The organism is Lysinibacillus sp. FSL M8-0134, assembly GCF_038069745.1.
GTDB lineage: Bacteria > Bacillota > Bacilli > Bacillales_A > Planococcaceae > Lysinibacillus > Lysinibacillus irui.
Genome location: NZ_JBBPAJ010000001.1, coordinates 2,561,523 through 2,586,717, shown reverse-complemented (window position 1 = coordinate 2,586,717; position 25,195 = coordinate 2,561,523). Strand labels below are relative to the sequence as shown.

The 25,195-nt window shown below is 37.1% G+C and carries 22 protein-coding genes; 17 read left to right on the top strand and 5 right to left on the bottom strand.

Translation table 11 applies throughout. The annotated features are described in order from the left end of the window. Positions 1-205: 205 nt before the first annotated feature. The 4 genes from MKY49_RS13300 to MKY49_RS13285 all read left to right on the top strand — a co-directional run bounded on the left by MKY49_RS13300 (position 206) and on the right by MKY49_RS13285 (position 4,298). Positions 206-1,471 (top strand): MFS transporter, encoded by a 1,266-nt coding sequence (locus MKY49_RS13300; protein ID WP_341386466.1) that lies wholly within the window; start codon positions 206-208, stop codon positions 1,469-1,471. A gap of 15 nt (positions 1,472-1,486) precedes the next feature. Further along, a complete protein-coding gene (locus MKY49_RS13295) occupies positions 1,487-1,984 on the top strand; it encodes a kinase (protein ID WP_312506507.1) in 498 nt (165 codons plus the stop codon). A gap of 158 nt (positions 1,985-2,142) precedes the next feature. Next, the gene (locus MKY49_RS13290) at positions 2,143-2,931 is read left to right on the top strand and encodes a lipid II flippase Amj family protein (RefSeq protein WP_274797343.1); all 789 of its coding nucleotides are present in this window, start codon (positions 2,143-2,145) and stop codon (positions 2,929-2,931) included. Positions 2,932-3,431: 500 nt separating this feature from the next. Further along, positions 3,432-4,298 (top strand): DMT family transporter, encoded by an 867-nt coding sequence (locus MKY49_RS13285; RefSeq protein WP_341386465.1) that lies wholly within the window; start codon positions 3,432-3,434, stop codon positions 4,296-4,298. 27 nt (positions 4,299-4,325) lie between these two features. Here MKY49_RS13285 and MKY49_RS13280 read toward each other — a convergent pair whose 3' ends face one another. Further along, complete coding sequence (locus MKY49_RS13280) at positions 4,326-5,012, bottom strand: ArsR/SmtB family transcription factor (protein ID WP_341386464.1); 687 nt, start codon at positions 5,010-5,012, stop codon at positions 4,326-4,328. 87 nt (positions 5,013-5,099) lie between these two features. Here MKY49_RS13280 and MKY49_RS13275 point away from each other — a divergent pair, with 87 nt between their 5' ends. The 4 genes from MKY49_RS13275 to MKY49_RS13260 all read left to right on the top strand — a co-directional run bounded on the left by MKY49_RS13275 (position 5,100) and on the right by MKY49_RS13260 (position 7,835). Next, complete coding sequence (locus MKY49_RS13275) at positions 5,100-5,408, top strand: antibiotic biosynthesis monooxygenase family protein (protein ID WP_341386463.1); 309 nt, start codon at positions 5,100-5,102, stop codon at positions 5,406-5,408. A gap of 32 nt (positions 5,409-5,440) precedes the next feature. Beyond that, a complete protein-coding gene (locus tag MKY49_RS13270; RefSeq protein ID WP_322610615.1) occupies positions 5,441-6,271 on the top strand; it encodes a CbrC family protein in 831 nt (276 codons plus the stop codon). 28 nt (positions 6,272-6,299) lie between these two features. Beyond that, complete coding sequence (locus tag MKY49_RS13265) at positions 6,300-7,406, top strand: PA2928 family protein (RefSeq protein ID WP_341386462.1); 1,107 nt, start codon at positions 6,300-6,302, stop codon at positions 7,404-7,406. Between the two features lie 135 nt (positions 7,407-7,541). Further along, a complete protein-coding gene (locus MKY49_RS13260; RefSeq protein WP_322606612.1) occupies positions 7,542-7,835 on the top strand; it encodes a hypothetical protein in 294 nt (97 codons plus the stop codon). 75 nt (positions 7,836-7,910) lie between these two features. Here the strand turns inward: MKY49_RS13260 and rpoN are convergent, their stop codons facing one another. Next, on the bottom strand, positions 7,911-9,230 hold the full coding sequence (gene rpoN, locus MKY49_RS13255) for an RNA polymerase factor sigma-54 (protein WP_341386935.1): 1,320 nt from the start codon (positions 9,228-9,230) through the stop codon (positions 7,911-7,913). A gap of 555 nt (positions 9,231-9,785) precedes the next feature. On the opposite strand from rpoN, the gene MKY49_RS13250 reads away from it, so the two are divergent. The 9 genes from MKY49_RS13250 (at position 9,786) to MKY49_RS13210 (ending at position 20,131) form a co-directional block, all read left to right on the top strand. Beyond that, the gene (locus MKY49_RS13250) at positions 9,786-11,177 is read left to right on the top strand and encodes a sigma-54 interaction domain-containing protein (protein WP_274793442.1); all 1,392 of its coding nucleotides are present in this window, start codon (positions 9,786-9,788) and stop codon (positions 11,175-11,177) included. A gap of 328 nt (positions 11,178-11,505) precedes the next feature. Further along, the gene (locus MKY49_RS13245; RefSeq protein WP_274793441.1) at positions 11,506-12,276 is read left to right on the top strand and encodes an SDR family NAD(P)-dependent oxidoreductase; all 771 of its coding nucleotides are present in this window, start codon (positions 11,506-11,508) and stop codon (positions 12,274-12,276) included. Positions 12,277-12,300: 24 nt separating this feature from the next. Next, the gene (gene gcvPA, locus MKY49_RS13240) at positions 12,301-13,689 is read left to right on the top strand and encodes an aminomethyl-transferring glycine dehydrogenase subunit GcvPA (RefSeq protein WP_341386461.1); all 1,389 of its coding nucleotides are present in this window, start codon (positions 12,301-12,303) and stop codon (positions 13,687-13,689) included. Positions 13,690-13,710: 21 nt separating this feature from the next. Further along, the gene (gcvPB, locus tag MKY49_RS13235) at positions 13,711-15,297 is read left to right on the top strand and encodes an aminomethyl-transferring glycine dehydrogenase subunit GcvPB (RefSeq protein ID WP_274793439.1); all 1,587 of its coding nucleotides are present in this window, start codon (positions 13,711-13,713) and stop codon (positions 15,295-15,297) included. A gap of 11 nt (positions 15,298-15,308) precedes the next feature. Then, positions 15,309-16,055, top strand: coding sequence for an SDR family NAD(P)-dependent oxidoreductase (locus tag MKY49_RS13230; RefSeq protein WP_312506498.1), 747 nt, complete (start codon positions 15,309-15,311; stop codon positions 16,053-16,055). A gap of 21 nt (positions 16,056-16,076) precedes the next feature. Beyond that, complete coding sequence (locus MKY49_RS13225) at positions 16,077-16,904, top strand: ABC transporter substrate-binding protein (RefSeq protein ID WP_341386460.1); 828 nt, start codon at positions 16,077-16,079, stop codon at positions 16,902-16,904. Between the two features lie 152 nt (positions 16,905-17,056). Further along, positions 17,057-17,752 carry an amino acid ABC transporter permease gene (locus tag MKY49_RS13220; protein ID WP_322610619.1) on the top strand — a complete coding sequence of 232 codons (696 nt, stop codon included), beginning with the start codon at positions 17,057-17,059 and terminating at the stop codon, positions 17,750-17,752. After that, positions 17,727-18,449, top strand: a complete 723-nt coding sequence (locus tag MKY49_RS13215; RefSeq protein WP_274793435.1) for an amino acid ABC transporter ATP-binding protein — start codon at positions 17,727-17,729, stop codon at positions 18,447-18,449. The genes MKY49_RS13220 and MKY49_RS13215 overlap by 26 nt, the downstream gene beginning before the upstream one ends. Before the next feature lie 29 nt (positions 18,450-18,478). Further along, entirely contained in the window at positions 18,479-20,131 is a 1,653-nt protein-coding gene (locus MKY49_RS13210; protein ID WP_341386459.1) for a M20/M25/M40 family metallo-hydrolase, read from the top strand. Positions 20,132-20,339: 208 nt separating this feature from the next. Here MKY49_RS13210 and MKY49_RS13205 read toward each other — a convergent pair whose 3' ends face one another. From MKY49_RS13205 to fdhF, 3 genes are read right to left on the bottom strand one after another with little or no spacing between them, the layout of a single operon-like run. Next, positions 20,340-21,386 carry an Mrp/NBP35 family ATP-binding protein gene (locus MKY49_RS13205; protein ID WP_341386458.1) on the bottom strand — a complete coding sequence of 349 codons (1,047 nt, stop codon included), beginning with the start codon at positions 21,384-21,386 and terminating at the stop codon, positions 20,340-20,342. A gap of 13 nt (positions 21,387-21,399) precedes the next feature. Then, a complete protein-coding gene (locus tag MKY49_RS13200) occupies positions 21,400-21,879 on the bottom strand; it encodes a DUF1641 domain-containing protein (protein WP_322610621.1) in 480 nt (159 codons plus the stop codon). Between the two features lie 4 nt (positions 21,880-21,883). Further along, the gene (fdhF, locus tag MKY49_RS13195; RefSeq protein ID WP_274793431.1) at positions 21,884-24,820 is read right to left on the bottom strand and encodes a formate dehydrogenase subunit alpha; all 2,937 of its coding nucleotides are present in this window, start codon (positions 24,818-24,820) and stop codon (positions 21,884-21,886) included. Between the last annotated feature and the right edge of the window lie 375 nt (positions 24,821-25,195).

Here is a 25,195-nt window from a genome sequence, read left to right as displayed (position 1 = left end):
GAGCTGTCTACCAGACAGTTCCTTCTTCATTTAATGTGGGACAATGGTAAAACCATATTAAAGTAGATTAAAGTCATCTTATCATCTTATAAACATAAAGTACCTTGAGTAGGCTTCCAATATGGATAGAAAAGCAGCGATGAGATAGCTACCTTCTAAAGCTAGCAAGGTACGATATGTAGATTTAAAGAAAGTAGGTTAAAGAATGGATGGAAAAAATCAAGAGGCAATAGCGTCCTATATTGATTCACCTGAAAAACTGAAAAGCTTGTATAAGCGTGTATTAATGGTTGTCAGTCTATCCCAAATTTTTGGTGGTGCTGGTCTTGCGGCAGGTATTACAGTAGGTGCCTTATTAGCTCAACAAATGCTGGGAACGGATGCCTATGCGGGTGTACCATCTGCCTTATTTACGTTAGGATCAGCAGGAGCGGCTTTCATTGTAGGAAAAATATCACAGCGATATGGCCGTCGTACAGGCTTATCAACTGGTTTTATAGTAGGTGGACTAGGTGCAATAGGTGTTGTTCTAGCTGCTTTGCTAAATAATGTAATTGTATTGTTTGCTGCTCTATTAATCTATGGTGCAGGCACGGCGACCAATTTACAGGCCCGCTATGCTGGGACAGATTTAGCCAATGATAAACAACGAGCTACAGCGATTAGCACGACTATGCTCATGACAACATTCGGTGCTGTACTAGGTCCGAACTTAGTCGAAGTAATGGGAAAAGTGGCATTATCTATTGGTATTCCAGCTCTTGTGGGTCCTTTTATTTTATCTGCAATTGCTTTTATTGCCGCTGGACTTGTGCTATTTATCATGTTACGTCCTGATCCTTTAGAAATTGCCAAAGCTATTGAAGCACACAAGCACAAAATTAAAGCAAATAAAACACCAGCCATGCAAACATCAGGCAATAAAAAAGGCCTAGCAGTAGGGGCAACGGTTATGGTTTTAACGCAAATTGTCATGGTTGCGATTATGACGATGACACCAGTACATATGAAACATCATGGCCATGGTTTAGCAGAGGTAGGCATTGTTATCGGGTTTCATGTAGGTTCCATGTATCTTCCTTCACTCATTACAGGTATCCTTGTCGATAAAATTGGACGGACAGCTATGAGTATTGCCTCAGGTATTACACTGCTATTTGCTGGTTTAGTGGCCGCGTTTGCACCGAGCGATTCGATGGTGTTACTCATTGTGGCACTTTCTTTACTCGGATTAGGTTGGAATTTCGGTTTAATTAGTGGGACAGCTCAAATCGTCGATGCGACAGAGCCTTCCATACGTGCAAAAACACAAGGAAAAATGGATGTCTTGGTTGCATTGGCAGGTGCATCAGGTGGGGCGCTATCCGGTATGGTAGTGGCGAATGCAAGCTATGCAGCATTATCCTTAGCGGGAGGGCTATTGTCTCTAGTACTGATTCCTGTAGTTATTTGGTCGAGAAGAGCGGCTTAAAAAGGAGAGAAGAAATTGGCATCTAATCTAATTATCATTCGAGGAAATTCTGGCAGTGGCAAAACGACAATCGCTAAAAGTCTTCAACATCATCTTGGACATGGCACGCTTGTGGTCCCACAGGATGTGGTACGTCGTGATATGTTAAAAGTTCATGACAGAGAAGGGAACCTTTCCATTGAGTTAATTCGCCAAATCGCGGAATATGGGAAAGGTCGATGCAAATTTGTCATTGTAGAGGGAATATTGAATGAAAGTCGTTACGGAGATATGCTGAAAAACTTAATCCAATTTTATGATCAAAAAGCCTTTACGTATTATTTCGATTTAACTTTTGAGGAAACTGTTAGTCGTCATCATTCTAGAGCCAAAAAGAATGAGTTCGGAGAAGATTCATTACGTACGTGGTGGCATCCGAAAGATTATCTTGGCGTCGCTGGTGAAACGCTGTTGACGAATGATATGTCACAGGAAGATATATTAAAACTAATTTTAAAGCAGCTACAGAAGTAATTAATATGGATAGAACGGTATTTAGGTCTTACCCTGATCATTCTTAGGGTAAGATTTTTTCAATTGGAACTACTTTGAAGGGAAAAGCGTCACAATGTTAAATCGTTAGAAAGCTCAGAGTAGGTATTGATGTGGATTTAATAACAGAAAAATTAATCATGATTGCTTTATTCATTTTAATCATTCATGCTATTGAAACGCTTGCTTATGCAGTACGTTTATCAGGAGCACGGGTCAGATTACTAGCGTCAGCTTTATCTCTTTTTAATGTGATGGTGATGGTGTCGAGACTAGCAAATATGATGCAACAGCCATTTACAGGAAGCCTAGTTGATACTGCACCTGTTGATACTGCTTTGACACATGTCGAATATCAGTTTCGAATGATTATAGGAGCGGCATCATTTGGCACACTAGTAGGAATCTTATTAATCCCTACCTTTGTAGCCATTTTTTCAAGGGCCATTGTCCATTTGGCTGACGAGAGGGGTTCAATCCCAGCATTGTTGAAAAAAGGCTTTACGCTTGAATATGTGCGACGAGGTGTAAAGCATATTCATAAACCTCGTTTTACCTATCTAAAAGGCATCAGCTTACGAGATATACCAATTAAATTATTTGTCATTAATATTATCATTACGGCCATCTATACTATTGGGGTTTTATCTGCTTTGTACGCCACTTTATTAGTACCTGAATTAAAGACCACTGCGGTTATGGCGTCTGGATTAATTAATGGCATAGCGACAATCCTTTTGATTTTATTCATTGACCCTAAAATTTCTATTCTTGCCGATGATGTCATCAATAAAAGAGGAAGTTATATTGATTTAAAGAAAGCTTCCGTTATGATGATGTTTTCCCGATTTTTAGGAACGATTGTGGCACAGTTATTATTGATTCCTGGTGCTCATTATGTTGCGTGGTTTGCCAAACTGATTGCTTAACAAAAAAACACCCTCATACTACATGAAGAGCAGGTAAAACACTCGAAAGTCATCACATAGGATGGGGACAATATTTACACCATACAAATCCACAAGAAATTGTAAGGACGTTTATGGAAAATTAAAGTAAAAAATCTTATCTCTTCATTTTTAGAGGTAAGATTTTTTGATTCTTACAAAATCTTTCATTTCCACGGTAGGTACATAATTCAACTTGGCAAAACGATCCTGCAAGACACAATACTAGTGAGAGGCAGAATAATATTGTCATTAGTAATGGTCACCTAAAGTGATAATCTTGAACGCGACATTAAAAAGCAAGGGCAGTAACAAGCTACTACGCGGCTGTTTGGCTCTATAATATATCGCAATCCTCCTCTAAATATAAAAGTAATGCCATTCACAAAACTTTAAAATGTAATCCATACTTCGATGAGTGTTGAAATACTATCTGTTTATAATTAGCATATAGCAAGATTAAATTATGTGAGGAGCTAGTTATGAAAAACTATCAATTTATTGCTTTATTAGTGATAACAACCTTTTTAATGGGTTCATCATTTGCCATCGTAAAAATAGGATTAGTGTATTCTTCGCCTTTATTATTGGCTGCATTTCGATTTATACTGGCAGGTATAATTATGGCTGTTGTTGTTAGGATCTTTAAAAGGCCACATCCTGCTTCAAAGGAAGAATGGTTCAAGCTTTGTATCATTGGGTCGTTTCAAACAGCTGGTGTCATGGGGTGCATTTTTTTAAGTCTTCGCACGATTACAGCCAGTGAATCTTCTATTTTAACCTTTACAAATCCCTTATTCGTTGTGATATTTGCCACCATTTTTATGAAAGCACGTTACCGCTTCTATCAATGGATAGGCGTTTTACTTGGCTTAATAGGGGTGATTATTACCATGGGGGCTCATTTTGAATTAAAGATGGGTATTCTGTTTGGGCTTCTATCAGCAATTTTTTGGGCCATTGCGACCCTATTAGTGAAAAAATGGGGCGTATTATTTGATACTTGGGTTCTATCAGCCTATCAAATGCTATTTGGAGGAGTACTTCTTTTGCTAGGTAGCACCTTGCTAGAGCAACCATTCTTTATTGTTCATCAGCAGTCCATCTTACTTTTGTTATGGCTTAGCCTTCTTTCTTCCATCATTCAATTTGCAGGGTGGTACTATCTTCTTCAAAATAGTGATCCAGGGAAAACAAGTGCCTATTTATTTTTAGCTCCTTTTTTTGGCGTGTTAACAGGCTGGGTGTTATTAAACGAACCGCTAAAACAATCACTCGTTATGGGCGGGTTGTTTATCATTAGTGGCATTTATTTAGTCAATCGGACGTTTAGTAAAGGAACGGGCTAGGAGATAACCTCTTAGCCCTCTATTTTGTTAGCAATCTATATGGAATATCTCTTTAAAACCTGTCCTACCTTTCTCTGTCACTTTGATGGCGCGAATAGAAGGTACTCGTGTAAGCCAGCCGAGGCTCAATAATTGGTTTAATAGTTCGCTACCAAGTGCACCAGCCAAATGGTATCGTCGTTCACTCCAATCTAAGCAGGCATGAGAAAAGGAGCGTCTTTTTCTTTTTACAGCAGCTAAATCAAGCCCAAATGTAGTGAAAAATAAAGTGCCTTCTTCTGTTAAGACAAATTGCTTATCCTCTAATTTTATATAACCTGCATCCGTCAAGGCTTCCGTTAATTGGACTCCTAATTTACCTGCTAAATGATCATAGCAAGTGCGAGCATCCTGTAATAATTTCATTTGGCTCGATTGTTTTAAAGAACGGACCTCTGGTGGAGGTGAGATGGCTAAGAAAGACTCCAAAAATTGAGCAATATCTTCACCAGCTAATTGAAAATAACGGTGTCGGCCCTGTTTTTCAACTTTTATCAGCTTACCTTCGATTAATTTAGCAAGATGAAAGCTAGCAGTTTGAGGTTTGATGGCAGCCATATATGCCAGTTCACTAGCAGTATGGAAACGGCCGTCCATCATACTAGCAAGGATGGTGGCTCTTGATGTATCGCCGAGTAGTGATGCAACTTCAGCCATGTTTGGATTAATTCCCATATGTCACAATCCTTTCAATTTTCTATATTATGATTTTAGTCAAAGTTATTATCGTTTACAATAAAAGTTATAGAGGAGGAGAAATAAATGGAAACGTACTATGCAGTAATTTTTACATCGCAAAGAACCGAACGAGATGGGGAGGGCTATGGCGAGATGGCGGAAATAATAAACACATTGGCACAGCAACAGCCTGGCTTCCTGCGTGTTGAAAGTGTAAGAAACGATGAAGGTAGAGGTATTACGGTGTCCTATTGGGAATCACTAGAAGCTATTCAAGCCTGGAAAGACAATGCCAAGCATTTGACTGCACAACAATTGGGTGAAGGTAAATGGTACACAAACTATCAAGTAGAAATCTGCCAAATAATAAAAGAGTATTCTTTTGTAAAATAGAAATAGTGAATGAGAAGGGGGCCTACTTTATAATGATAATCGCGGACAAATGGCATGAACTTAGAAAAAATTTTAATCCTTCCAATCCAATAACGATTAATGAAATGCATGCTTTCAAAGATCAAGTAAAGCAGGAGCCACAAACTGAAGAAACGTTAAGGATACTAGTAGAGGTTTATTGCTTACTAAGAATGTATCCAGAAGCTTATCAATTATTTACAACTATTATGAATAAAGCAGATAAGAAAGATCTGAAAAAATATGGCGTTCTCCAAACCTACATAAATAAACCAAATTCCGTTAATCCTCTGTTACCAAGAAAAATTAGAGAACATCGGCAATTAAAAACGAAAATCCCAACGTTTAAATATTTACCAAACCCTCTCGAAGCTAAAATTTTTGAAACAGATGAATTCGTTGTATGTGATTGTTGCCAGCAGGAGGTTGATGTCTATTATACTGGTGGTATTTATGCAATTGAGGATGTAGATTATCTTTGTCCTTCCTGCATACATAGTGGGGAAGCAGCTCAAAAATATGATGGTTCTTTCCAGCAAGACTTACTAGATGATGAACAGGTTACGAATCCTAAGTTTGCCGAGGAAGTGCTCTATCGAACGCCTGGCTATGTAAGCTGGCAGGGCAATAATTGGGTGGCTCATTGTTCGGACTATTGTGCGTTTATCGGCTATGTCGGCTGGAGTGATTTAGTGGAGCTAGGGATAGACAATGAATTTGACAATTACACAGGCTTTTCGAAAGATGAACTTTCTGCATCCTTAATGAACAATGGTCATCATCAAGGCTATTTATTTCAGTGCTTAGAATGTGACCGATATGTACTATATTCTGATTTTAGCTAATAGTTTTTGGTTTTAAGGAGGTAGAAAAATGGAACAATTTCTTCAACGATATTTGTATTCTTGGTGCTTAAATGGTTGGTTAATCCACGATATTTTTTTATATGTCATATTGGGCTTAGGATTATTACTAGTATTGTTTATCGTTATAAAACGGAAACGGCTCATCACGTCTAGCATTTTGCTCATTATTTTTTTATTGATCAGCAATTTCTTAATGATTATTTTTGGCTTAGCAGGGAGAGCTTTTCCAATCAAATCAGATTCCGCCATTTATACAGATGATTCACAAAGTATTGCTGTTCAAATGGTGCGAGGCTCTGAAAATAACGGAACATCGAATGGTATTACACATATAATTTCTCATTATCTCCTCGTTGCAGTGAATATCGAGACAGGAGAAAAGCAGTGGACACAATCTTCCTCTTCTAAAGAAACACTTATTGGGAAATTTATGGGTGGTCTCCTTATTCATCATCGTGACGATGAATTTGGCCAATTGTCATTGCTAGATATGACAACAGGCAAAGAAATACTCTCTGAAAAAGAATTTCGTCAGCAGCATCAGCCATTAATAGATGTGTTGAGCAATGGTGCCCATCAGATGGTAGCCTTAGAAAATAATTTATATTTGGAGGGTGTCGATGGGAAATTCTATCGCTATGATGGGAAGACGTTAAGCGAGGAGCCAAAAGCTAAAGACTATCTTTCAGCACGCTTCTTTATTGAAGCATCTTTACCTGGTTATTTTGCCACGCATCAACAGCCAGTAGAAGACGATCAAGCAATCAATAATTTTAGTCGAGCTGTCCTAACAGAGCCTGCCATACAAGCTTATCAAAATTTAGAACCTAAAGTGATTGATGTGGATATAGCCCAAAAAACGGCGATCGTTTCTTATCGAAAAACACAGCGAGAAAGTGCGGATCATATTTTACTACTGTACGATATGAACAAACATCAAATAATATGGGAAGAAAATATAGGGATCATCAACCAAGAGCAACAACAGCCTGGTGTTCGCATATTAGAGAATACCTATGTCATTCAAGCGGGTGATAGGCTAGTTGTTTTAGATAAGGAAACAAGGAAGAAGACCGTTCACTATCATCTACGATGGAATCGACCGATCGATTAAACGTGAACATATTGAACAAGGCCCTTGTATTAAGGGAAGTAAATAATCAAGGAGAATCATAGTTCTTTTTTCGATTCTTGTAAAATAGCGTATAATTTAAATAGGAAGAAACACTACTTAAAAGGATGACGACGAATGAACGAGCAATTAGTAGAATGGATTATTCGCTTTCAAAGAGATAAAGATATAGAAGCTCTCGCCAACTTAAAAGACTATTGTTATGAGATGATTGAGCCCTTGATTATGGAATTTACAGCGAAGTATGGTGAAGAGGCAGGAGAGCTATTACGTTTAAAATGGGACAAACGATTTTATTTTATTTTTACTAAATATCAGGTCAATGTGGGACTCCCATTAGAGACATTTGTCCAAAATACGTATCGCTTTTATTTCATGCAGGTATTAAAAAAGGCTGGTTATAAGAAGTGATAAAAAACCCTTCATTTAGGAACTGCTCGCTTTTTTAAGACAGTCAGCCCAAATGAGGGGTATTTATTTTTCTCTTTATAAATAAATACGTTTAGATGAATTGGCTATGTTCATTTCTTTACGATATTTTGAAACTGTTCGACGTGAAATTCGAACACCCTCCGCTTCTAATTCTTCCGTTAGTTGTTGATCTGATAGAGGGAATTTCCTATTTTCATTTTCTACTAATTCTTTAATGCGGCGTTTGACAAATGATACAGAATCAAGTTTTCCAGCGTCATTGATTATGCCTTTTGTAAATAGAGACTGTAGTGCAAAGACGCCATGTTCTGTACGGATATATTTATTTTTAACCGCACGACTTATCGTGGATTCATGCATATTTAATGCTTGTGCAACATCTTTTAAACGCATTGGAGATAAGGCATTTATTCCATGCTCAAAGAATGAAGCTTGCATATCAAGAAGTAATCGTGTCAGGCTGTATAATGTTTTATCACGCTGAGCAATCCCTTGCGTTAAAACAATGATATCGTTCATGCATTGTTGGTAATAGGCATAATCTTCAACGGATTCTTTTAGTAGATCTACGTAATTTTGATTAATTTCTATTTTAGGTAAAAACCGATTATTAACTTCTATAATCCATTCCCCATTCAGTTTACTGATGATTATATCAGGTATAATATATTCGTTATTCGTATGACTATCCAGTGAAATTGGGATTGGTTGTAGGTTTCGTATATATTGTATGGTTCTTTGCGTTTCTTCTATAGAAATGTCATAAGTCGTACTTAACAATTTAATTGATAAATTAGCTACTTGCTCTAAATGATGTTGTATGAATTGAGCTGCAAAAGGTGGGGCTTCTAGATCATTGTATATTTGAATTAATAAATATTCCTTAAAATCTGTTGCTCCAACGCCAAGAGGTTCGAAGGTTTGTAATAGTTCTAGAAGTATTTTTATATGGTCTAAAGAGATGTTAAAAGATTCAGCAACTTTGGATAGGTCTACATTTAAAAATAAGTGTTCATCGAGGTTACATATGAAATATTTTAAAATATCTCTATCATGCGGTGTAATATCTGGGTGGAAGGGTATTTGATCAAGTAGTTGGGTAATGTATGAATGTTGCTGTGTTAGCCGAGTTTGAATAAAATCATAATGTTGTTTTTGCTTAGGTTGAATACCTTTTATAGACATTGTGGCAAGGTCTACAATGTCCTTTGTATGATTCATATTTTTCTCAATTACAGTTAATAAAGGGTTTTCATTTGATTTCTCATAAATATGTTGTTCTAATTCTGAGCTGGAGTATTGTAGTAGTTCCAATTGATGAATGAGTTCGGTTGTCAACGTTTGGGTAATTTGTTGTGAGACGTTTAAATTCATTTTCAAGGGAATCACCTCATTTTCTCTATGTAATGTTATTATTATCTAATCTAGATTTTTTGTCTATAATAGATCAAATAGTTAATAAAGATTATTTGTAGGAAGCGAATGAAGACTACAAACAGAACGGTATATCACATAGTTAATGGATCTTAGGTTATCTGGTAATTTTATGCTCCTAATGATAGAGGATTCAACCATGGAACCGACTTGACATGTTCCCCTCTAATGCACTAATGTTTCATAGATTACAATATAAATAATTAAATTAGCTACCCATGTACTGCCCCATTAAGTATTAAGTTTTACTTTTATAGGGCCTCAATTTTGGGTGGCTTTTTTGTTGTGAATCCTACCTACAAGTTTTCTAATTGGAAAGGGATTCTATATTATCCTTACTGACAGAAAATTTTAAAGGTAAGATGTAACTTTTGGCGAATTAAAAAAGAGAAGATAATTGGGCTTCCGTTCCATATAACATAGTTTAATTAGGAGCTATTTTTTACTATAACTAAATTAGTATTATTACTTTTTTGATGTATGTGGAGGGATATGATGTTGAATGCCGAAAAATTAGTGCAATCTATGCTGGATGCTTTTGGTGAACTATTACAATTAGAAATGGCCTATTTCACTTCAAATGGTGAAGTATTTCTAGCAACAGAAGAATATAGAAAGCAAAAAGGGATAACAGTACACCTGCCGTTCTTCCAAAAATATTATTCTAAGTCTGTTCAATATTTACAAAAGCCTGGCCAAATGAAAGTGTGTTCTGGTTGTAGATTCCAAAATAATTGTCCATCTAAAGTGGAAATGATGATGAATTTAGTAAAAGGAGATCGTCACTTCGGATATTTGACATTTGTCAGTTTTACAGAGGAGGGGGAGAAAAAACTTTCTTCTGAGCAGAAGATATATCAGAATTGGTTAACTCGGTTGGGAGATATGATTATCAATGCCTTGAACAGTGAAGGATCCTATTTATTACTTGAAAATAAAAAAGGAACTGACACGAAATATGTATTAGGCAACGCACCTCACTTACAACTTATCAAGAGTAAGTTAAGTAGTATTGCAAATAGCCCATCGTCAATTGTCATAACGGGAGAGACGGGGACGGGAAAAAGTTTATTAGCTAAATATATCCATTCAAATAGCATTACACATAAAGGGAAATTTATAGAGCTGAATTGTGCAAGTATTCCTGAAAACTTGTTTGAAAGTGAGTTATTTGGCTATGATGAAGGGGCGTTTACAGGGGCAAGAAGAAAAGGAAAAATGGGCTATTTTGAAGTGGCAGACAAGGGCACTTTATTCCTCGATGAAATTACAGAATTACCATTACATTTACAGGCAAAGCTGTTAACGGTATTGCAAGATGGACTTATTTATAGAGTCGGAGCAATTGAGCCTAGAAAAGTAAATGTAAGAATTATTGCTGCTACAAATAAATCTTTAGAAGATATGGTGAGAAAAGGTGAGTTTCGTTCGGACTTATATTATCGTCTAAATGTTATCCCTTTAACGTTGCCCCCTTTAAAGGAAAGAACGGATGAAATTGAATATTTGATTGAAAAGCTACTTGAAAAGATTCAGCATAAAACAGGGAAATTTATTAAAGATTTTTCAAATGAATTTTTGGAGGAGTTGAAATTATACTCTTGGCCAGGGAACATAAGAGAGTTAGAAAATGTATTAGAGTACAGTATGGTAATGGAAAATTCCCTACAATTAACTAAGGAAAGCTTACCCAAATATATTATCGAAAAGAATAAAGCGAAAAATCTTTATAGCAATTCTACTATATTAAAAGATACAGAAATGGAGGTCATCTACCAAATGCTCGCTCGATATGGAGATGATACTGCTGGAAAAGAACGAGTTGCCGAAGAATTGGGAATAAGTACAAGGACGCTTTATAGAAAACTAAAAAGTGTAAATTTATAGTATAAATTAGTTTGACACAAATACCAAGCTTGTGGAAGATTTTTAAATTCCTCACCTCCTTTGAGTAATTTAAAGTGAACTTCCTAGGTATTTGTGTTTTTTTATGGTTAATTTTAATGACAAAAGTGACAACAGAAATGACAAATATGGCAAAAGGAAAGTGAGTATATTGTTAACTCTCCTATTGATCGCATTATGAAAAAGTAGCTTTAACACCTGAAGTTTCTGACTTTTCTGCAGATTGAATAGCTTTGTGAAATTAAGTTTTCTACAGTTGGCACGTATTTTGCTAGATATATAGTAAGGAAATGAAAGGAGGAAGATGTATTTGGAAGACTACTTTGAATTAGAAGGTAAAGTGGCTGTGATTACAGGAGGGGCCTCGGGGATTGGTCTTGCTACAGCTAAATTATTAAGTGAGTTGGGAACGAAAACTGTGATTCTAGATATAGATCAACAAAAAGGTGAAGATACAGAAAAAAATTTAAAAGAGGCTGGTTTAGATGTTGAGTTTTTAAAATGCGATGTGACGAATACACAAGACTGCCAAAATGTGGCTGATTCTATCCAGAAAAGATACGGAAAAGTAGATGTACTTTTTAATAATGCGGGTATTATTCGCAGAAAAACAGTAGTGGATCTAGACGAAGCGGATTGGGATGCTGTTATTAATGTTTCACTTAAAGGGGTTTATCTACTTTCTAAATACTTAATCCCACTCATGAGAGATAACGGTGGCAGTATCATTAATACAGGTTCAGGATGGGGAATCAAAGGTGGAGACAAAGCCGCATCTTACTGTGCTGCAAAAGCAGGAGTTGTAAATTTAACAAAGGCTATGGCCATTGACCATGGCCCTGAAAATATACGCGTAAATTGCATTTGTCCTGGAGATACTGACACACCATTACTACGTGGGGAGGCAAAACAATTAAACATAGACGAATCAAGTTTTTTACGTAGTTCGGCTGTAGATAGACCGTTAGCAAGACTAGGAACACCTGAAGATATTGCGAAAGGGGTTCTATTCCTTGCAAGTAATTTATCAGCTTGGGTTACAGGAACTACATTAACAGTTGATGGTGGCGGATTAGCCTAAAAAATATAGAGGGAGGCATTTTAAATGAGTAAAAAGGTTCATCCATATATTCCTAATATGGTATCTGAGGTCAAACAAGAAATGTTAGAGGAAATAGGAGTTCAATCCGTTGAGGAGCTTTATTCGTGCATTCCGGAAAATTTACATTTTAAAGGTACGATGGATATCCCGAAAGCTTTGAATGAATTAGAGTTACGACGCCATATTGATGGGCTTTTAAATAAAAATATAAGCTCCAATGAATACATTAATTTTCTAGGAGCGGGTTGCTGGCAACACTTCATTCCAGCCGTATGTGATGAAGTGAACCAACGTGCGGAGTTTTTAACAGCTTATGCAGGAGAGCCCTATGAGGATCATGGTCGCTTTCAAGCATTATTTGAATACCAAAGCTTGATGGCGGAGCTTGTGGATATGGAAGTTGTTAATGTTCCCACATTTGATTGGGCTCAAGCTGCATCTACGGCGATTCGTATGGCTAGTCGGATTACAAAGCGTACGAAGATTTTACTTGCTAATACACTTTCTCCAGAACGCAGAAGAGTTATAACAAACTATGGTACACCCCAATTATCATTTGAAGGGGTCAAATTTAATATTAATACAGGATTAATGGACTTAGCCGATTTAGAAGCAAAATTGTCAAACGAGGTTGCAGCTATTTACTTCGAAAATCCATCGTATTTAGGCTTCATCGAGTCGCAAGGACAGGAAATTTCACAACTAGCTAAAAAATATGGCGTACTGATGATTGTTGGAGTTGATCCAAGTTCACTAGGGGTTTTGGCACCACCAAGTCAATATGGGGCTGATATTGTTTGTGGAGATCTTCAACCATTAGGTATGCACATGAATTATAGTGGAGGGCAAGCTGGATTTATTGCAACCTATAACGACCCGAAATTTGTGAATGAATATCCATCCCGCTTGTTCGGTATCATTCCGACTATTAAGAAAGGTGAATATGGTTTCGGTGACATTGCCTATGATCGTACTTCATTTGCGGATCGAGAAAATGGTAAGGAATCTGTAGGTACACAAACAGCTCTTTGGGGTATTACGGCAGGTGTGTATTTATCATTAATGGGACCTAATGGCCTGTATGAGTTAGGTCAAGTTATCATGCAAAACAGTCAGTATGCAGTAATGCAATTGAATACGATTAAAAACATTCGAGGTTCAAGAATTACCTCACCATTTTTCAAAGAGTTCATTATAGATTTTAATGATACAGGATTAACAGTAGAAGAAATTAATTCACGATTACTAGAGCAAAAAATCTTTGGCGGTAAAGATTTATCGTTGGAGTTTCCTGAATATGGTCAAGCAGCACTCTATTGTGTAACCGAAGTTCACACAAAAGAGGATATCGATAAGCTAGTGAATGCTTTATCTACAATTACTGGAAATTAAATGGTGGAAAGGAGTTTTAACATGGATAAGATTGTAAGAGATAATGTAAATAAAGACTTTCATCAAGCTAAATGGAATGAACCTATTATTTTTGAGTTACATCAACCAGGAGAAGTCGGAGTAGAAGTTCCACAACCTTCAAATGAGGTAGTAGAAGCGGTCGGTGATGGTGTTTCATCTTTACCGCAAAATATGAAAAGGGTAGCTAAACTGAATTTACCAGAAATCGGTCAAGCACGTGTGCTACGACATTATGTAAGGCTTTCACAAGAAACATTAGGCTCTGATTTTAATGTTGAAATTGGACAAGGTACTTGTACGATGAAGTATATTCCTAAAATTAATGAATTGCTTATTCGTAATCCTAAAATAATGGAACTTCACCCTTTACAAGATCCAAGTACTGTCCAAGGAATGCTCGAAATCATTCACAATATGGACTTAGCGATGCGTGAAATTTCCGGGATGGATCGCTTCTCCTTCCAACCAAGTGGTGGGACACAAGCATTGTTTGCCATGGCATCAATTGTACGCAAATATTTTGAAGTGAAAGGTGAGGCAGATCAACGTAATGAAATTATTACAACCATCTTCTCTCATCCATCTCAAGCAGCTACAGCAGTAGTAAAAGGTTACAAAATAATTACTATTCCCCCAGATGAAAATGGTTTCCCAGATATTAATAAATTGAAAGAAGTTGTATCAGAAAGAACTGCTGGATTTGTAGTAGCTAACCCTGAAGATACAGGAATTTATAATTCTAAAATTAAGGAATTTACGAAAATAGTACATGATGCAGGTGGAATTTGTTACTACGACCAGGCAAATGCCAATGGACTGTTAGGAATTACACGAGCAAGAGAAGCAGGCTTTGACATGTGTTTCTTCAATCTTCACAAAACATTTGCAGCACCTCACATGTGTGGAGGACCAGCAACAGGGGCGCTCGGGGTGACAGAAGAATTAAAGCCATATTTGCCAGGACCAATTGTTGAGAAGGTTGGAGACCAGTATGTGTTAAATGATCAATTAGAGCATTCGATTGGAAAAGTACGATCATTCCATGGGGTAGCACAAACTATTTTACGCTCTTATGCTTGGGTTAGAGCACTAGGAGCAGATGGTCTTAAAGCCGTGGCAGAAACAGCTGTATTAAATAATAATTATCTGTATAGTAAAGTATCAAAAATTCGTGGTGTAAGTGTGCCGTATATACAAGGGCAACGATTAGAGCAAGTTCGATATAGTTGGGAGCAACTGGAGAAAGAAACAGGTGTGACAACAGAGGATGTGCAGCGCCGAATGACTGACTTCGGTTTACATTACTGGACTAGTCATCATCCTTATATTGTTCCGCAACCATTTACACTTGAACCAACAGAATCCTATTCTAAAGCAGATTTAGATGAATATATTCAAGCGCTGGAGCAGATTTCTAAAGAAGCATACGAAACGCCAGAAATTGTTAAAGCAGCACCGCAAAATAGTACAATTCATCAATTAATTGAAGCAGATTATTTAGATGAGCCATCAAAATGGTGTATTTCATGGAGGGTATATCAACAAAAGATGAAAAATAAAAAGGAAGTATTAATAAATAATAGGTAGGGGGTGTTAGGATGAGAACCAATCATAGAAGTTTAAAAAATAAGAGAGTCGTCATCACGGGAGGCGCTAGTGGTATAGGATTAGCCACAGCACAACGTTTTATAGAAGAAGAATCGATAGTGGCTATTTTAGATATTAATAAAGAAGGTATTGAACAATCGATAAAAGAAAATCCCGGAATTGCTAAAGGATATGTAGTAGATGTTAGTAACCCTGAAAATGTAAATGCTGTTTTTGAGAATATAAAAAGAGATTTAGGTGGTGTAGATGTTTTTATTGCGAATGCAGGTATTAGCATTCGCAATAAGTTTCTTGATATTAGTCCTGAACAATGGAATAAAGTATTAAACATTAATCTAAACGGTGTATTTTATACTTCACAAGCAGCCGCAAAAATTATGGTGGAGCAGGGCAAGGGTGTCATACTTATGACAGCGTCTACAAATGGAGTGACAGGTCATCCATTCTATGCGGATTACAACGCTTCCAAAGCAGGTGTTAATCTATTAGCAAAAACAATGGCGTTAGAGCTTGCTCCAAATATCAGAGTAAATACGATATGTCCTGGATACGTGCTAACGCCAATGCAAATGGCTGAATATACACCAGCTATGTTGGAAGTTGTCAATGAAGGTATCCCCCTGAAACGACATGCAGATCCTCAAGAAGTCGGAGCATTATACGCTTTCCTTGCTTCGGATGATTCGTCCTATATTACCGGACAAGCCATTGCTATTGATGGTGGAGAACTAGCTTAATTAAATGGAAGGGGTTATTTGATGAAGAAAAATACATTCTATTTATTATTGGTGTTGGTCATTTCGTTGATGGCGGCATGTTCGGACAATAGAACAAATACACAAGTTGCGGCAACTGCGGATGCAAAAAGTGAGGATCAAGACAAAGGTGTAGCAACAGAAATGAAATTGGTTAAGGACGGAAAGTTAACATTTGCAATGAGTGGTTTACTAAAACCATTAAATTATAAGGAAAATCAAGAACTAGTCGGCTTTGATGTTGAGATCGGGAAAGAAATCTCAAAGAGGATTGGCCTTGAAGCAAATCCCGTAACCAATCCATGGGAAACGATTATTCAAGGGTTACGAGGAAATAAATATGATGCGATTATTGGTAGTATGACAGCAACTGAGGAAAGGTCTAAACAGGTTGATTTCTCAATCCCTTATTATGTTTCAGGTGCTACAGTATTTATCTCTAGTGAAAATAAGGATATTAAAACAGTAGAAGATTTAAAGGGAAAAACGATTGGTGTTATGCAAGCTAGTACTTATGTTGAAGATGCAAAGAAATATACAGATAAAATCAAAGAATTCCCTAGTGAAATTTATGCATTACAGGATCTTCCACCCGGTCGTCTAGATGCAGTGATTACAGATAGAATTGTAGGTATTTCAGCAATGCAAGAGTCAGGATTGAAGATTCAAGCCCTAGGAGAGGTCATTAAAAGAGAAGAAATAGCAGTGGCGATTAATAAAGATAACGAAGTTTTATTAGAGGCGATTAATAAAGCGATTGAAGAGATGGTCGAAGATGGAACGTATAAAGAAATAAGTATGAAATGGTTTGGGAAAGACTTGTTAGAGTAACTGTTAAAAATAGTGTGCCTAGTATGCTAAAGATGTACTAGGCATAGAAAATAATTGAATTATAAGCTAAGTAAATTGAAAATTCTTTCTATTTTACTTTCTAAATAAGTGTCTTTCATATCCACATCCTTAAAAGAGGTTAGGTGATTACTATGGATTTTCTCACAAATGTAACATCAATATTTCAAAAGCATGGCATTGAGTTTTTAAAAGCGACCGTTTTAACCATTGAGTTAACAATAGTTTCTTTATTTATTGCATGTGTGATTGGGTTAGTGTTTGCCTTTTTTAAAGTATCCAATATTCAAATCCTGGAAAGTATTGCTAATACCTATATTTTTGTTGTTCGTGGTATGCCTTTAATTGTACAACTTATGTTCTTATACTATGGAATTTCTAGTATCTTTACCTTAACAGACTTTGCAGCTGGGGCCATTGCGCTTGGAATCCATTCAGGAGCTTATATTGCAGAAATTTTCCGTGGATCCATTCAATCTATAGATAAAGGCCAAATGGAGGCTGGTCGATCTTTAGGAATGACCTATTTTAAAACAATGAGACGAATTATTTTGCCACAGAGTTTTAAAAGAGCTATTCCAGCATTAGCTAATCAATTCATCATAGGGTTAAAAGATTCGTCTTTAGTAGCCTACATTGCAGTATCTGAATTATTTAACCATGCACTATCAACCCAAGCTTACAATTATATGCCTCTTGAAACATACTTTGTTGTAGGAATTTATTATTTAATTTTAGTCTTATTATTCACATTGTTATTTAATAAACTTGAAAGTCGACTGGATGTTGGAAGGAGGAAAAAACGTGATAAAGTTGAAATCGCTTTCTAAATCATTTGGTGACTTGAAGGTGTTAAAAGATATAAACCTTGAAATTAATAAATCGGAAGTAGTTGTTCTCATAGGGGCTAGTGGCTCAGGGAAGAGCACTTTATTACGCTGTATGAATTTTTTGGAAATATTAGATTCAGGTACGATAAGCATTAATGATGAAATTATTGATGTAAAAAGAACTAATTTAAATCTTGTAAGAGAAAATATGGGTATGGTATTTCAACATTTCAATTTATTTCCCCATTTAAGTGTTTTACAAAATATAATAGAAGCACCTATTCAGGTAAAAAGGCAAAGTAAAGAAGAAGCAATTAAATTTGCTATGAGTTTGTTAGAACGAGTTGGTCTTGCTGATAAAGCTAATTACTATCCGGAACAACTATCTGGTGGTCAAAAACAACGAGTTGCTATTGCTAGGGCACTTGCAATGAATCCGAGTGTTATGTTATTTGATGAACCAACATCAGCATTGGATCCTGAGTTGGTAGGGGAAGTTCTAGAAACCATGAAAAGCCTTGCTAAAGACGGCATGACGATGGTCGTCGTCACACATGAAATGGGCTTCGCTAAGGAAGTAGCCGATAGGGTAATTATGTTAGCAGACGGTAAAATTATTGAAGAGGGCTCTCCAGTAGAAATTTTTAAAGCTCCAAAACAAGAAAGAACCATTAAGTTTTTACAGCAGGTTTTATAATTATTTCTGTAATTAGGGGATGATGATCGATGTTAAAAACGTATGAAGAAGTATTAAGGGTTACGAACGAGCTTGTAAATATTGAAAGCGTTGTAAATACCGAAGGGGAAATTGATATTTCAAAGTCACTGGCTAAAACAATTTCTAGTCTGCCTTATTTCCAGAAAAACTCCAGTTATGTATTTACTTCACGTACGATAGATGATGAGGTTGAAAGATACAATGTGTTTGCCTGTGTAAAAGGTACTAAAGGAGATAGTAATAAAACGGTTGTGTTAATGGGACATACAGATACGGTAGGTATCGATGATTATAATAGTTTGAAGGAGAAAGCTTGTTTACCTAATGAACTTCATGAAGTGTTAAAGAGTGAAAAAGTGCCGCCGTTGGTAAGAGAGCATTTAGAATCAAATGAATGGTTATTTGGTAGAGGAACACTTGATATGAAGAGTGGTGTTGCAAGCCATTATTATTTATTAAAATATTATTCTGAACATCCAGAGGAACTGAATGGAAACATTGTATTTTTTGCTGAGTGTGATGAGGAGGATAGTTCCCATGGAGTATTGTCTGGTTTAACGGATCTAAAAAGGTTAAAAGAAGAACATGGTTTTGATTACGCAGCATTAATTAACTCCGATTTTGTTGCTCCTAAGTATGAGGGGGATGAAAGTAGATATATATATAAAGGCAGCGTCGGTAAACTACTCCCTTCCTTTTATATTACTGGGGCGGAAAGTCATGTAGGTTCTAGTTTTGAAGGACTTGACCCTAACTATATTGCTGCAGAGTTAACTAGACAAATTGCATATAACCCAGAGTTATGTGATCAATCATTAGGAGAAACACCAATGCCACCTGTAAGTTTGAAGCAAACTGATTTTAAAGAAACATATACAGTACAGACAGCTCTTGCTTCCTATGTATATTATAATTTCTTTGTGCAATCCTGGTCACCTAAAGAGGTCTTAGAAAAGTTAAAAATCCATGCAGAAATGGCATTTGATAATGCAATCACTAATTTAAACAATCACTATAAGAGATATTGCGAAATAAGTGGTCAGGAATATGCAAAATTGCCATGGAAGACAAGGGTATTGTTCTATGAAGAATTAGAACAATCAATTATTGTAGAATATGGGGACGATTACAAAGAACATATAAAAATTTTTAAACAGGAACTATTAAAAAATAAAGCGTTAGATGTACGTATGTATTCTGCAAGAGTGGTAGAAGAAGTTTGGAAGTGGTCGAAGGATAAGAGTCCTGCAATAATTATTTTTTATTCTTCATTGTACTCACCATGTGTTGAAGTAACCGGGAAAAATGAAAAAGAAAAAAATTTACTAATGGCTTTAGACTATGCTGTTGAAAAAGTTCAACCATATTATGATAAGCCTATTGTTCAAAAAAACTATTTCCCTCATATTTGTGATATGAGTTGCGTCGCTATAAATGTCGATGAAGATAGTGTGAATTCAGTTATTAACAATAATCCTAGCTGGGGAACCAAACATTATGTAAATTATGATGCCATTAGAGAATTAAATATCCCTGCAATCAATATTGGGCCATATGGATATGATGCACATAATAGATATGAAAGAACCGAATTGAAATATACTATGGAGATAATGCCCAATTTAACAAAGCTAGTAATAGATAAATTGCTAAATAATTAATGGATACATGCTCATGGTCATTCCTATTTTACTTCTTTTGATAGTTATCTAGCGACAGCCTTGATCTCTATGTAAGATAACTCTTAATAGCAAATGATGTGGCTGAGAAATTGGCAGCTTACTCTTGTTCGCATAGAAAAAACACCTTCACGTTGATTGTTTGGTTAACCCATTATTCAACGAAAGGTGTTTTATTTGTCTCATTATATTACTGATAGAGTAAATCTTCTGCTAGGTGAGTAAACACTTCACCGATTATGGATTCCTCGGCATATACCGAGGAACCTGTATTTTCTTCAGGTTGAGCGAAAGGAATATGAGCTACTACATTGGTCTGCAATAAATCTGCTAGTTGCTCAGCGCCACCCTGTCCAAATAGAAAATTTTTGTGACCATCGGGCCCTTCAAAATAAGCCATGTTTTCGACAACACCGAGAATGGTATGTTTCGTATGTTGGGCCATTAAGCCGGCACGTAAAGCGACATGAGAAGCGGCTAGATGGGGTGTTGTCACAATTAATTCCTGTGCCTGCGGAATCATCGCTGCCATATCAATCGCCACATCCCCTGTACCAGGTGGTAAATCTATCAGTAGATAATCTAAATCTCCCCATAGCGTGTTGACAAGAAAATTGCGAATCCACTTGTTCAGCATAGGTCCACGCCACATAACAGGCTGGTTATCCTTTGTAAAAAAGCCCATCGACATTATTTTAACGCCATGGCTCTCTACTGGAATAGCCGTTTGGTCAAGCATAGTAGGCTTTTGCTCAATATTCATCATGGCAGGAATACTAAAGCCATATATATCGGCATCTAAAATACCTACACGTTTCCCAAGACGGGCAAGTGCGACGGCTAAATTAATAGTCACAGTAGACTTTCCTACACCGCCTTTACCACTTGTTATAGCAATGAATTGAACGCCAGAATTAGGCAGTAACATATTCGGCATTCCTTGATCTGTTACATTTTTCGATTTTAACGTGGATGTTAATTCACCACGCTCTTGGTCCGACATAACCCCAAAGGTAATGGCAACATCGGAGGCACCAATTGCTTGTAGTGCCTTCTCGACATCTTGCTGGATAGTTGCTTTTAACGGACATCCTGGAATGGTTAACATAATATCCAGGGCTATTTGGGTGTCGTTTATTTGAATATTACGTATCATATTTAAATCTACAATACTCTGGTGCAGTTCAGGGTCTTCTACCTGTTTTAATGCGTTTATCACATCTTCTTTTACGAACATTAACGTAACCACCTTACTCTTTTAAGCCTTTACCAAGTCCTTTTAAGAAATGGACCCCGAAATTAAGTGCGCGATTGACATCTGGATCATTTAACATTTTTACGAGCTTAAAGGCACTTACTTTTTCATCGGACTCCAGTGCTTTGTTCGCTTCATCGACACCAGCGTTTAGGCCTTCAATTAGCTTTGTTGTTGTTTCAGGATTGAGCTCTGTCAATGCGCCTGCGACACCCATTAAATTGTTAATGATATTTGTGACAGGCTTGCGTGTTAATTGCCCAAGGGCAATATGAGCCACTTCCTCTTTTGCTTCTAATAGCTTAGTAGCTGCCTCTAATGCACCTATATCATTTAATTCAGCCATAATGGTGAATACTTGATTGACTGCTTCTTCATGATCAGAAAGTAGTTGTTTTAAATTGTCTAATTTCTGTTCCTTCAGTTGTTCTTCTGTTAATTGTTGTTTTCTTATGTTTGTAATCGGTACAGCCATGCTCTCACTCTCTTTCGTTAGTAGTTGTTAAGTGAACGTAGCCAGGACGATTCCATTTCCGTTGTACCTCCACACCGTTTTGAGGATGACGTTTTTTATAGCGTGGATTTGTGCGTGGAAGTGGTGATTTTCCTTTTGCTTTTAACACTTCTACGCGTACCTTTGTTTGCTTATAGGCTGGTGTGGATGTATTCACATCTGCTGCAGGGCCCGTTAAGAAGTTGATGGCTGAATCTTTGCTTACCGAGTTCATTGGTAAAAATAATTCATTTCCTTGCACCCGATCTGTGACGAGAGCATTTAGCTTTAATGCACCATATGGAGACACTAATCGCAGTAGGGCGCCATCTGCAATGCCTCGTTCTTTCGCTAATTCTGGTGACACCTCCACGAAAATTTCAGGTACCTTCGATTGAATACCTTTCGATTTATTTGTTAGGTTCCCCTCATGGAAGTGCTCAAGCATACGACCATTGTTAATAAGACAATCATACTGTGCCTCAAACTCAACAGGTTGTACCCAATCATTTAAAGCAAAGCGAGCTTTTTTATCTGGGAAGTTAAAGCCATCTTCATATAATAAAGGTGTATCTTTTCCATCATGACTACCCCAACAGAAGCTACCCCAGCCTTCTAGAACATCATAGTTGGCTTGAGAGAATAGGGGAGACAAGCTTGCCATTTCATCAAAAATGTCACTTGGGTGGTTATATTGCCAATCTGCACCTAAACGACGAGCAACTGCTTGAAGAATTTCCCAATCTGCTTTTGATTCACCAAGTGTTGGTAAAGCTTGATATAGACGCTGCACGCGACGTTCCGTGTTTGTGAATGTACCTTCTTTTTCTAATGAAGGCGCAGCGGGTAATATGACATCCGCATATTGTGCTGTTCGTGAAAGGAAACAATCTTGAACCACAAAAAAGTCTAGTTGTGACAGCACCTCATCGACATGGTTGGCATTACAGTCTACAAGCGCCATATCCTCACCTACTAAATACATCGCTTTCATTTTCCCTTCCATGATCGCATCTAGCATTTGCATATTATTTCGACCTGGTTGTGATTGAATAGGGACACCATAGGCTTTTTCAAATTTTGCACGTGCCTCGTCATCCGTTACTTTTTGATAGCCTGGCAATAAATTTGGTAGTGTACCCATATCGCATGCACCTTGAACATTGTTATGACCACGAAGAGGGTAGGCACCTGCACCTGGTCGACGATAGTTACCAGTTGCTAATAATAGATTCGATATAGCGGCTGATGTATAAGAGCCACCTGTATTTTGTGTTACACCCATACCCCAAAGAACACAAGTGCCATCTGCATCACGAATCATTTCAGCAACCTGAATCAATGTTTCTTTAGAAATACCTGTCATTTCTTGTGCGTAATCGAGTGTGTATTTTTCCAGTACTTGTGTAAAATCACTAAAATGAAGGACGTTTTCTCGAATAAAGGCCTCATCGTGCCAACCTTGATCGATCATATATTTAGTAACAGCCATTAACCAAACTTGGTCAGTACCTTGTTTCGGACGCATAAAGATATCTGATCGTTCTGCCATTTCATGTTTACGAATATCCGCGACTATTAACTTCTGACCATGTAATTTATGTGCACGTTTCACACGTGTCGCCAGAACGGGGTGTCCTTCAGCAGGGTTAGCTCCAACAATAATGACAAGACCAGCTTTGGCAATATCTTGAATGGTACCAGCGTCACCACCCATACCAACAGTACGTAATAAACCGTCAGTAGCAGGGGATTGACAATAGCGAGAACAGTTATCCACGTCGTTTGTTTCGAATAATTGACGCGCCATTTTTTGAATTAAGTAATTTTCCTCGTTCGTAATTTTAGACGAAGAAATAAAGCCAACAGAACCAGGGCCATATTGTTGCTGAATACCGCCGAGCTTAGAGGCAATTAAATCTAGTGCTTCATCCCATGACGATTCAACAAACTCTTCATTTTTACGGATAAGTGGTTTTGTAATACGCTCCTCTGAATTAATGAAGTCCCAGCCGAATTTTCCTTTGACACAAGTAGAAATGGCATTAACTGGACCATCAGATGGTTGTACTTTTAAAATTTTACGTCCTTTTGTCCAAACTTCAAATGAGCAACCGACACCACAGAACGTGCAGACTGTTTTTGTTTTTTTAGTACGTTTACTGCGCATGGCTGCTTCAACTTCAGAAACGGCAAAAATACCACTATAGCCAGGTTCAACTTCCTTAATCAAATGAATCATGGGGTCCAACATATCCTGTTTAAGACCTGTCATAAATCCAGCTTCTCCAAGCATCGATTTTTCCATTAAGGCATTACATGGACAAACGGTTACACATTGACCGCAACTTACACAGGAAGAATCATTGATTGCAACACCCGTATCCCAAATAACGCGTGGTCTTTCAGCCTCCCAATCAAGAGATAATGTTTCGTTTACCTGTAAATTTTGACAAACCTCCACACATTGACCACAAGCAATACATTGGTTGGGATCGTAGCGGTAAAACGGATGTGACATGTCTACCTCATGAGGTTCAACTTTTGGCTTATAAGGATATTTCTGATGTTCGATTTCCATTAATTCAGCTGTGTTGTGTAACGCGCAATTCCCATTGTTGTTATCACAAACTGTACAGTACAATAAATGGTTTTCGAGTAGACGGTCCATTGCTTCTGTTTGTGCTGCTTTTGCTTTGTCTGAAGTTAAGTAAACATCCATGCCGTCTACTGCCTTTGTGGAGCAGGATCGAACTAATTGGCCATTGACCTCTACGATACATGTATCACATGTTTCAATTGGATCAACAGCTGGTACATGACATATTTGAGGATGTGGGATGTCATGTTGATTAATGGTATCAAGGATTGTAGCTCCTTCTTTTACATCATACGATACGCCATTAATTTTAATTTGAGTCAAGGTTACTTCCTCCTTTTGCACGTTGAGACTACTAGACAATATGTTACGCTTAAGACAAAAGGGAATAACAATTAGAGTTGGTTATTTCTGAAAAGTTTGTCTTGTTATCATTGTAATTCCCAATGGTTCTTAAAAGCTACCTCAAAATAGGTGAATTGCTAGATCGTAACAACTTAGCAAAGTCTTTGTTGTGAAAAAATAAAAAAATCCACCATGAAAACGCAAGTCTAAGACATGCTAATGATTCATGGTGGATAAAATTCTTAGCAGGTCTTGCTAAAAACTCAATCTACTTTTATTTTTATACAATAGAATTCAAATATTAAAAACACTATGCTTTATATGACATAGGGAACAAAATACATCAATTCCATT

Excerpts from the sequence above, each read along its gene's own strand:
- gcvPA (WP_341386461.1), top strand. The coding sequence starts at position 12,301 with ATGAGTAAAAAGGTTCATCCATATATTCCTAATATGGTATCTGAGGTC.
- MKY49_RS13250 (WP_274793442.1), top strand. The coding sequence starts at position 9,786 with ATGTTGAATGCCGAAAAATTAGTGCAATCTATGCTGGATGCTTTTGGT.
- MKY49_RS13270 (WP_322610615.1), top strand. The coding sequence starts at position 5,441 with ATGATAATCGCGGACAAATGGCATGAACTTAGAAAAAATTTTAATCCT.
- gcvPB (WP_274793439.1), top strand. The coding sequence starts at position 13,711 with ATGGATAAGATTGTAAGAGATAATGTAAATAAAGACTTTCATCAAGCT.
- MKY49_RS13285 (WP_341386465.1), top strand. The coding sequence starts at position 3,432 with ATGAAAAACTATCAATTTATTGCTTTATTAGTGATAACAACCTTTTTA.
- MKY49_RS13280 (WP_341386464.1), bottom strand. The coding sequence starts at position 5,012 with ATGGGAATTAATCCAAACATGGCTGAAGTTGCATCACTACTCGGCGAT.
- MKY49_RS13230 (WP_312506498.1), top strand. The coding sequence starts at position 15,309 with ATGAGAACCAATCATAGAAGTTTAAAAAATAAGAGAGTCGTCATCACG.
- MKY49_RS13260 (WP_322606612.1), top strand. The coding sequence starts at position 7,542 with ATGAACGAGCAATTAGTAGAATGGATTATTCGCTTTCAAAGAGATAAA.
- rpoN (WP_341386935.1), bottom strand. The coding sequence starts at position 9,230 with ATGAATTTAAACGTCTCACAACAAATTACCCAAACGTTGACAACCGAA.
- MKY49_RS13290 (WP_274797343.1), top strand. The coding sequence starts at position 2,143 with ATGATTGCTTTATTCATTTTAATCATTCATGCTATTGAAACGCTTGCT.
- MKY49_RS13300 (WP_341386466.1), top strand. The coding sequence starts at position 206 with ATGGATGGAAAAAATCAAGAGGCAATAGCGTCCTATATTGATTCACCT.
- MKY49_RS13265 (WP_341386462.1), top strand. The coding sequence starts at position 6,300 with ATGGAACAATTTCTTCAACGATATTTGTATTCTTGGTGCTTAAATGGT.
- MKY49_RS13205 (WP_341386458.1), bottom strand. The coding sequence starts at position 21,386 with ATGTTCGTAAAAGAAGATGTGATAAACGCATTAAAACAGGTAGAAGAC.
- MKY49_RS13210 (WP_341386459.1), top strand. The coding sequence starts at position 18,479 with ATGTTAAAAACGTATGAAGAAGTATTAAGGGTTACGAACGAGCTTGTA.
- MKY49_RS13200 (WP_322610621.1), bottom strand. The coding sequence starts at position 21,879 with ATGGCTGTACCGATTACAAACATAAGAAAACAACAATTAACAGAAGAA.
- MKY49_RS13275 (WP_341386463.1), top strand. The coding sequence starts at position 5,100 with ATGGAAACGTACTATGCAGTAATTTTTACATCGCAAAGAACCGAACGA.
- MKY49_RS13225 (WP_341386460.1), top strand. The coding sequence starts at position 16,077 with ATGAAGAAAAATACATTCTATTTATTATTGGTGTTGGTCATTTCGTTG.
- MKY49_RS13220 (WP_322610619.1), top strand. The coding sequence starts at position 17,057 with ATGGATTTTCTCACAAATGTAACATCAATATTTCAAAAGCATGGCATT.